Annotated in this window: 8 protein-coding genes and 1 rRNA gene; 6 read left to right on the top strand and 3 right to left on the bottom strand. The window is 73.0% G+C overall.

All coding sequences use genetic code 11. From position 1 onward, the window contains the following. The first annotated feature begins 25 nt into the window (after positions 1 to 25). The 6 genes from J3P41_RS17050 to J3P41_RS17075 all read left to right on the top strand — a co-directional run bounded on the left by J3P41_RS17050 (position 26) and on the right by J3P41_RS17075 (position 6632). The gene (locus tag J3P41_RS17050) at positions 26 to 1198 is read left to right on the top strand and encodes a CdaR family transcriptional regulator (protein ID WP_210651724.1); all 1173 of its coding nucleotides are present in this window, start codon (positions 26 to 28) and stop codon (positions 1196 to 1198) included. A gap of 79 nt (positions 1199 to 1277) precedes the next feature. Beyond that, positions 1278 to 2462: an acyltransferase domain-containing protein gene (locus J3P41_RS17055; RefSeq protein WP_210651725.1), complete on the top strand. Its 1185-nt coding sequence runs from the start codon at positions 1278 to 1280 to the stop codon at positions 2460 to 2462. Next, positions 2462 to 3475, top strand: a complete 1014-nt coding sequence (locus tag J3P41_RS17060) for a beta-ketoacyl-ACP synthase III (protein WP_210651727.1) — start codon at positions 2462 to 2464, stop codon at positions 3473 to 3475. Before J3P41_RS17055 ends, J3P41_RS17060 begins: the two co-directional genes overlap by 1 nt. Before the next feature lie 71 nt (positions 3476 to 3546). Beyond that, complete coding sequence (locus J3P41_RS17065) at positions 3547 to 3792, top strand: acyl carrier protein (RefSeq protein WP_129456799.1); 246 nt, start codon at positions 3547 to 3549, stop codon at positions 3790 to 3792. Positions 3793 to 3881: 89 nt separating this feature from the next. Next, complete coding sequence (locus J3P41_RS17070; protein WP_210651729.1) at positions 3882 to 5135, top strand: beta-ketoacyl synthase; 1254 nt, start codon at positions 3882 to 3884, stop codon at positions 5133 to 5135. A gap of 90 nt (positions 5136 to 5225) precedes the next feature. Beyond that, positions 5226 to 6632 (top strand): carboxyl transferase domain-containing protein, encoded by a 1407-nt coding sequence (locus J3P41_RS17075; RefSeq protein ID WP_210651770.1) that lies wholly within the window; start codon positions 5226 to 5228, stop codon positions 6630 to 6632. An 83-nt stretch (positions 6633 to 6715) separates the two neighbouring features. On the opposite strand, the gene J3P41_RS17080 is transcribed toward J3P41_RS17075, so the two are convergent. From J3P41_RS17080 to rrf, 3 genes are all read right to left on the bottom strand, one after another. Continuing rightward, positions 6716 to 7231 carry a DUF3145 domain-containing protein gene (locus J3P41_RS17080; protein WP_210651771.1) on the bottom strand — a complete coding sequence of 172 codons (516 nt, stop codon included), beginning with the start codon at positions 7229 to 7231 and terminating at the stop codon, positions 6716 to 6718. A gap of 171 nt (positions 7232 to 7402) precedes the next feature. After that, on the bottom strand, positions 7403 to 8023 hold the full coding sequence (locus J3P41_RS17085) for a hypothetical protein (RefSeq protein WP_307862050.1): 621 nt from the start codon (positions 8021 to 8023) through the stop codon (positions 7403 to 7405). 485 nt (positions 8024 to 8508) lie between these two features. After that, a 5S ribosomal RNA gene (rrf, locus tag J3P41_RS17090) occupies positions 8509 to 8590 on the bottom strand; the annotation flags it as partial.

Genomic DNA, 8590 nt, shown 5'->3' on the forward strand with positions numbered 1-8590 from the left:
GCGCGGTCGCACTACAGTCAGGGCCATGCCACCGTCCCGACGTCGCGCAGCCGAGGCGCTGCGCAACTCGGCCGGGGCGCTCAGCACGGCCGCGACGGGACGGATGTCGTCGGACCTGCCCTGGTTCGACGACCTGAGCGCTGAGGACCGCTCGTGGGTCGGCCTGATCGTGCAGGCCGGCATCCGGGGGTTCGTCGACTGGTACGACCGCGAGGTCGAGGCCTCGTCGAACGATCCCCTCGACGTGGTGGTCTTCGGCGCCGCCCCGCGTGAGCTGACCGGGGTCATCTCCCTGCAGCAGACCGTGGAGCTGGTCCGGTTGAGCATCCGCGTGGTGGAGACCACCATCGACGCGCTGCTCGATCCGGAGGACGCCGGCGAGGTGCACGACGCGGTCCTGCTCTATGCCCGCGAGGTCGCCTTCGCGACCGCAGCGGTCTACGCGCGCGCTGCGGAGTCCCGCGGCGCGTGGGACGCCCGCCTCGAGGCGCTGGTCGTCGACGCAGTGGTGCGCGCCGAGGCCGACGAGACGGTGCTCTCCCGCGCCAGCGCCCTCGGCTGGGGCGCCCACGGTGACGTCGCGGTGGTGCTGGGCGCCGTGCCCCCCCACCGTGCCGAGCTCGACGTGTTCGAGTCCGTACGCCGCTCCGCGCGCGCCGGCGGCATGGACGCCCTCTGCGCCATCCAGGGCGACCGGCTGGTGGTCGTGCTCGGCGGCGTGACCGACCCGCTCGCGGCGGCCACACGACTGCAGGACCACTTCGGCGCAGGCCCGGTCGTGGTCGGCCCGGTGACCGCCGACCTGGCCCACGCCAACGCGTCCGCGCGAGCGGCGCTGTCGGCCCACCGGGCGGCGAGCGGGTGGCCGGACGCGCCCCGCCCGGTGGCGAGCCGCGACCTCCTCCCCGAGCGCGCCCTGGCCGGGGACGGTCACGCGCGGCGGCACCTGGTCGACGAGGTCTACCTGCCGCTGCTGGCCGCCCGCGGCACCCACCTGGAGACGCTGGGCGCCTGGTTCGAGCACGGCTCGTCCATCGAGGCCACGGCCCGCGCGCTCTTCGTGCACCCCAACACCGTGCGTTACCGCCTGCGCCAGATCGCCGACGTCACCGGCTGGTCGCCGACGCGCCCACGCGAGGCGTTCGCCCTCCAGCTGGCGCTGATCCTCGGGCGCCAGTCCGGCCGGACGCAATTGTAGGAACCCTACAGAGATCGGGGGTGGAGATTCGTGGGCGTCGGACCCGCGTCCGGAACCCGTGACCCGGCACAGTGGTCCTGTGCTCGTCATCGTCGCGCCCGGTCAAGGGGCCCAGACTCCCGGTTTCCTCTCCCCCTGGCTGGAGGACCCCACCTTCGCCGCGCGGTTCGACTGGCTGGCCACGGTCGCCGGCCTCGACCTCGCCCACTACGGCACCGAGGCTGACGCCGAGACGATCCGGGACACGAAGATCGCCCAGCCGCTCCTCGTCGCCACAGGTCTCATCGCCGCCCTGGACCTCTTCCCGCACCCGGCGGACGCGTTCGCACGGATCGGCGCCGTGGCGGGCCACAGCGTCGGTGAGCTGACCGCGGCAGCCGGCGCCCGTGCGATCACGGCCGAGCAGGCCATGGTGCTGGTCCGCGAGCGCGGCAAGGCGATGGCCGACGCCGCCGCGACCACCGCCACCGGCATGACCGCCGTCCTGGGCGGCGACCGCGAGGAGGTCCTCGCGGCGATCGAGCACCACGGCCTGACCGCGGCCAACGACAACGGTCCCGGTCAGGTGGTCGCGGCCGGCACCATGGAGCAGCTGGCGGCGTTCGCGGCCGAGCCGCCCGCCAGGGCGCGGTTGATGCCGCTCAGCGTGGCCGGCGCGTTCCACACCACCCACATGGCGCCGGCGGTCGACCGCCTCGCGTCGCTGGCGCGCTCGGTCTCGACCCACGACCCGCGCACGCCGGTGATCTCCAACCGCGACGGCCAGGTGGTCCACGACGGGCGCGAGGTGCTGCGCCGCATCGTCGGCCAGATCGCCAACCCCGTCCGCTGGGACCTCTGCCTGGAGACGATGAGCGACCTGGGCGTCACGGGCGTCCTGGAGATGCCGCCGGCCGGCACGCTCACGGGCATCGCCAAGCGCGCCCTCAAGGGGGTGGAGACCTTCGCCCTCAAGACCCCCGACCAGCTCGACGCGGCCCGCGAGTTCTGCGACAAGCACGGGGAGGCCTCGATGATCGAGACGACCCCCACCTGGCGGATGGTCGTCTCGCCGGCCAAGGGCACCTTCCACCTCTCCCCCGAAGCCGCCCAGCTGCACCTCCTGGCGCCCGGTGCCACCATCGGCACGGTCGCCAGCCTGCGCCAGCGCACCGAGATCACCGCCGCCCACGGCGGCTCCGTGGTCGAGTGGCTCGTCGAGGACGGCGACCTCGTCTCCCCCGGACAGCCCCTGCTGCGGCTGCACCCCGAGGCGGGCTTCTGATGGCGCCGATCGGCGCAGGCGCCGGTGCTCCGCACAGCCGCATCATGGGCGTGGGCGCCTACCGTCCCTCGCGCATCGTCCCCAACTCCGAGGTCGTCGACGCGATCGACTCCAGCGACGAGTGGATCCAGCAGCGCTCGGGCATCAAGCAGCGTCGCTTCGCCACCGACGAGGAGACCATCCAGATGATGAGCGTGGCCTCCTCGCGCATCGCCATCGAGCGCGCCGGGATCACGCCCGACCAGATCGACTGCGTCCTGGTCGCCACGGTCAGCCACCTGCTGCAGACGCCGGCCATCGCCCCGGCGATCGCCACCGAGCTCGGCACCGAGCACGCTGCGGCGTTCGACATCTCGGCGGCCTGCGCCGGGTTCTGCCACGGCGTGGCCCTCGGGTCGGACATGGTGCGCGGCGGAAGCGCCCGCCACGTGTTGGTGATCGGCGTCGAGCGGCTCTCCGACATCACGGACATGACGGACCGCGGCACCGCCTTCATCTTCGCGGACGGCGCGGGCGCGGTCGTGATCGGCCCGAGCCAGACCCCCGGCATCGGCCCCGTGGTGTGGGGCTCCGACGGCGAGCAGTACGACCTCATCCGGCAGCGCGAGGACTGGCGCGACGTCGTGGGGTCGGACGACTCGCCCGGCTCCGGCGTCATGCCGCACCTGACGATGCAGGGCAACCCGGTGTTCCGCTGGGCGTCCTTCACCATGGCCAAGGTGGCCCTCGAGGCGCTGGACGCCGCCGGTGTCACCGCGGCGGACCTGGACGTGTTCGTGCCTCACCAGGCCAACATGCGCATCATCGACGCGATGGCTCGTTCGATGAAGCTGCCCGAGCACGTCCGCATCGCCCGCGACGTCGCCGAGCAGGGAAACACCTCGGCGGCGTCGGTACCGCTCGCGCTCGACCGGATGATCGAGGAGGGCGACGCCCGCAGCGGCGACACCGCGCTGCTCATCGCCTTCGGCGCCGGGCTGGCGTACGCCGCCCAGGTCGTCACGGTCCCCTGACCGCCGACCGCCGGCCCGCGCCGACCACCACCCAGACCACCCGAAGCACCACCAACAAGAAGGGAAGGCCCATGGCCACCACCGAAGAAATCCGCGCCGACCTCGCCGACATCGTCAACGAGGTCGCCGGCGTGGACGCCGACGACGTCCAGCTGGACAAGTCCTTCGTGGACGACCTCGACGTCGACTCGCTCTCCATGGTCGAGGTCGTCGTGGCCGCCGAGGAGAAGTTCGGCGTGACCATCCCCGACGACGAGGTGAAGAACCTCAAGACCGTGGGCGACGCCGTGGCCTACATCGAGCGCGCCCAGGGCTGACGCCCTGGCACCCGGTCACGGGTGGCCGGCCCGACCGGCCCCCGTGACCTCCAGGACCTCCTCCACCCCAGCGAGAAACGGAACCTCTGATGCCCTCGACCCGCGTAGTCGTCACCGGCCTCGGCGCCACCTCCCCCGTCGGCGGAGACGTCGCCTCCACCTGGGAGGCGCTGCTCTCCGGAACATCCGGCATCGCACGCCTCGACGACGAGTGGATCGACCAGCTGCCGGTCAGGATCGGCGGCCGCGTGGCCGTGGAGCCCTCCGAGGTCCTCGAGCGGGTCAAGGCACGCCGCCTCGACCGGTCCACGCAGTTCGCCATGGTCGCGGCCGGCCAGGCGTGGGCCGACGCCGGTCTCGAGGGATCCGGGCTCGAGCCCGAGCGCCTCGGCGTGGCCGTGGCCTCCGGCATCGGCGGCGTCACCACCCTCCTCGCGAACTACGACACCCTCCTCGAGAAGGGTGCTCGTCGCGTCTCGCCGCTCGCGGTGCCAATGCTCATGCCCAACGCCCCGGCCGCCAACGTCAGCCTCGCCTACGGCGCCCGCGCCGCGGTGCACGCTCCCACGTCCGCCTGCGCCTCCGGCAACGAGGCCATCGCGATGGCCCTCGACCTGATCCGCCTCGGTCGCGCCGACGTCGTCCTCGCCGGCGGCACCGAGGCGGCGATCCACCCGCTGCCCATGGCCGCCTTCGCGAACATGATGGCGCTGTCGAAGACCGCGAGCGGCGACGACGGGCGCGACCCGACGACGGTCTCGCGCCCCTGGGACAGCGCTCGCGACGGCTTCGTCCTCGGCGAGGGCGGCGCCGTGCTGGTCCTCGAGTCCGAGGAGCACGCGCGCGCCCGCGGCGCGCGGATCTACGCCGAGGTCCGCGGCGCGGGCATCAGCAACGACGCCCACGACATCGCACAGCCCGACCCCGAGGGTCGTGGCGGCACCCGCGCCATCCAGATGGCGCTGCGTGAGGGCGACGTCGACCCCGCCACCGTCGTGCACGTCAACGCGCACGCCACCTCCACGCCCAAGGGCGACATCGCCGAGGGGCTGATGCTCCACGCCGTCCTCGGCGAGCACGTCGACCGCTGCGTCGTCACGAGCACCAAGTCGATGACCGGACACCTGCTCGGTGGCGCCGGCGCGCTGGAGGCCGTCGCGACCGTGATGGCGCTCCACGACCGGGTCAGCCCGCCCACCATCAACCTCGACGACCTGGATCCCGAGGTCGACCTCGACATCCCGACCTCGCGGCGCGACCTGCCCGAGGGCGACGTGGTGGCGCTCAACAACTCCTTCGGCTTCGGCGGCGCCAACGTCGCGGTGGCCTTCGGCAGCGCCTGATCCACGGTTCGACCCGCCTCTGCCCCGGAAGGAACACCCGTGACCGCCGCCCCCAGCGCCGCCACCACCACCGCCGCCGCCGCCGCCAAGGTGAAGCCGCCGCGTGAGGAGGACCCCCGCAACCCGGTCCACCGTCTCGCCGCCCTGCTCGATGAGGGCACCCTCGAGCTGATCACCCCTGACGACGAGTCCGGCATGCTGGCGGCCGTCGGCCGCGTCGACGGCACCCCCGTGGTCGCCTTCTGCAGCGATGCCACCGTGATGGGCGGCGCGATGGGCGACGTGGGCTGCCGGGTCGTCGTGGACGCCTATCACCGCGCGATCACCGACGGCGTCCCGATCATCGGGCTCTGGCACTCCGGTGGCGCGCGCCTGGCCGAGGGCGTGCTGTCCCTCCACGCCGTGGGGCGCATCTTCCAGGTCATGACCCAGGCGTCCGGCGTGATCCCGCAGGTGTCCGTGGTGCTCGGCCCGGCCGCCGGCGGGGCCGCCTACGGTCCGGCCCTCACCGACGTGGTCATCCTGGGCCCCGAGGGGCGCATCTTCGTGACCGGCCCCGACGTGGTGCGCTCGGTGACCGGCGAGGACGTCGACATGCTGCGCCTGGGCGGCCCCGAGCCGCACGGCCGACGCTCCGGCGTGGTTCACATCCTCACCGACTCCGAGCGCGAGGCCCTCGACAAGGCACGCACCGTCGCCTCTCTGCTCGGCGCGCAGGGCAGCCTCGCCGTCGACTCCGTCGACGACCGCGACCTCGGAGCGCTGCTGCCGGAGTCGAAGAAGCGCGCCTACGACGTACACCCGCTCGTCGACGGCCTGCTCGACGAAGGCACGATGCAGGAGCTGCACGCCCGGTGGGCGCCCAACATCGTGACGGCCCTCGGCCGCTTCGGCGGACGCACGGTCGGCGTCGTCGCCAACAACCCGCTGCGCCTCGGCGGCTGCCTCGACTCGCTGTCGGCGGAGAAGGCCTCACGCTTCGTGCGCATGTGCGACGCGTTCGGGGTGCCGCTCGTCGTCCTCGTCGACGTCCCCGGCTACCTGCCCGGCGTCGGCCAGGAGTGGGACGGGGTCGTACGGCGCGGCGCCAAGCTGCTGCACGCGTTCGGCGAGTGCCTGGTGCCGCGGGTGACGCTGGTGACCCGCAAGACCTACGGCGGCGCCTACATCGCCATGAACGCGCGCTCGCTCGGCGCCACGCGTGTCTTCGCCTGGCCCGGCGCCGAGGTGGCCGTCATGGGGGCGGTGGCCGCGATCCGCATCCTGCACCGCCGCAAGCTGGCGGAGGTCTCCCCCGAGATCCGCCCGCAGGTCGAGGCGGAGCTGGCGGCCGAGCACGAGCGCATCGCCGGCGGCGTCGACAAGGCGGTCGAGATCGGCGTCGTCGACGAGGTGGTCGAGCCGACGCGCACCCGCAGCGCGATCGCCGCGGCGATCCGCCACGAGATCGACACCGCCGGCGTACGCCGCGGCCGACACGGCAACATCCCCCTCTGACCCCCGGCGCGGGTGAGAGCCCGCGGTCCCGAGCGCCGGATCCGCGCCGTCGCGCGGCGTGGCCGCCGCGCCGGCAGGAGCGCTCAGACGACCTGGTGCAGCCAGCGCACGGGGGCCCCTTCGCCCGCGTGCCGGAACGTCTCGAGCTCGTCGTCCCACGGCTTGCCGAGCAGGTGGTCGATCTCGAGCAGCAGCGTCGTGTCGCCGAGCGCGGCCTTCACCACGGCGGCCTTGAGACGGTCCTCCGGGATCAGGATGTCCCCGTGCGGACCGGTGATGGCGTGGAAGATGCCGAGGTCGGGCGTGCAGGAGAAGCGCGTGCCCTCCGTGGAGCTGGTCGGCTCCTCGGTGATCTCGAAGCGCAGGTGGTTCCAGCCACGCAGCGCCGACGCGACGGCTGCAGCGGTGCCCGCGGCGCCGGTCCACGAGAGCTCGGCACGGTAGGTCCCCGGCTGGGCAGGCTGGGGCGTCCAGTCCAGCGAGACGGCAGAGCCCAGCACCCCGGCGACTGCCCACTCGATGTGCGGGCAGAGCGCGGAGGGTGCAGAGTGCACGTAAAGGATGCCCCTCGTCCCCGGACCGTCCGGGCGGGAAGCAATGCGTGTGGTCACCGTGACCTCCTTGAGTTCCGACGCTCCAGATGCGCCTTCCCCAGCGGTCTGTCGTCCGTGCTCAACGAGAGTCGAGTGACACCTATGTGATTAGGACACCTATTGTGGCCCATGCCGGGCTGCGACGCCAGTGTTCGAGCCCGGCAAGGACAGGTGTCGTCAGGACTGCTTGCGCTCGAGCGCGTCCGCGCGGGCCGCCGCGTCGGTGAGCTCCTCGGAGTCGATCGCGTGCGTGCGGTGGAACCAGGCCAATGCGTCGGACTCGCGGCCGGCCGCCTCGAGGGTGTCGGCGTAGGCGTAGCGCAAGCGGACGACCCAGGCGGACCGGCTTTTCGACGTCAGCGGCGCCAGCTCCAGCGTACGCAGCGCGGCGTCGAGCTGCCCCATGTCGCGACGCGCCCCGGCCTCCACCAGCGTCATCTCGGCCTTGGCCTCGGAGCTGAAGTTGGCGACCGACGGGCTCTTGGCCAGCTTGATGGCCTGCTCGGGGTTGCCGAGAGCGCGGTGGCAGTCCGCCATGATGGGCAGGTAGTCGGTCGCGCCGTTCATCCGCTTGGCGGCGCGGAGCTCGGCCAGCGCCTCTGCGTAGTGGCCGGCAGCGTACGCCGCCTCGCCGGTCGCCTCGCGCACCACGGCGAGCCGGGACGCGCGGGCACGGGCGGCCAGCGTGTGCTGGTAGGCCGTCTCCGGGTCCTCGTCGATGAGCGCGCCGGCGGCGGCCAGGTGGCGAGCCACCCGCGCCGCGAGCTTCTCGGGAAGCCCCTTCAGCTGGGCGCGCACGCCGCGGTCGAGCTCCGCGCCCGTGATGTGCTCGGGCAGGTCTGGGCCGTCGTACGTCGCCTGGTCAGGCGTGCGGCCCTTGTCCTCGACGCGACCGCGGGGGCTGCGCTGCTGCGAGCCGGCAGGCTTCGAGCCGCCCTGGTAGCCGCCGCGCGACGAGCCGCTCTTGCCGCGGGCCTGGTCGTCACGCGACCCCCTGCCGCGAGAGTCCCCGGCCGACCGACCGGAGCCGCTGCGCGAGTCTCCCCGCGAGTCGCCTCGCGCATCACCACGCTGGCCGCCACGTGGCGACCCGCCACGCCCCCCGGCGGAGCCGCCCCGACCGGAGCTCGACCCACCTCGAGACGGACGCTGTCCTCGACGGTCCTCGGCCACAGCCGCACTCTCCTTCTTCGCGTTGGCCCGCTCCCGGTGCCACCGTACTCACTCTTGCCATGAAATGACGCAGAGGCCACCAGATCACTGGTGGCCTCTGCCAAAGGTATGTCCGGCGGCGTCCTACTCTCCCACAACCTCTCGGTTGCAGTACCATCGGCGCTGAAAGGCTTAACTTCCGGGTTCGGTATG

Origin of the sequence: Nocardioides sp. SYSU D00065, assembly GCF_017916425.1 — a bacterium.
GTDB lineage: Bacteria > Actinomycetota > Actinomycetes > Propionibacteriales > Nocardioidaceae > Nocardioides.

Bases quoted from the DNA above. Each gene is read 5' to 3' on its own strand.
- J3P41_RS17050 (WP_210651724.1), top strand. From the start codon at position 26: ATGCCACCGTCCCGACGTCGCGCAGCCGAGGCGCTGCGCAACTCGGCC.
- J3P41_RS17060 (WP_210651727.1), top strand. From the start codon at position 2,462: ATGGCGCCGATCGGCGCAGGCGCCGGTGCTCCGCACAGCCGCATCATG.
- J3P41_RS17065 (WP_129456799.1), top strand. From the start codon at position 3,547: ATGGCCACCACCGAAGAAATCCGCGCCGACCTCGCCGACATCGTCAAC.
- J3P41_RS17070 (WP_210651729.1), top strand. From the start codon at position 3,882: ATGCCCTCGACCCGCGTAGTCGTCACCGGCCTCGGCGCCACCTCCCCC.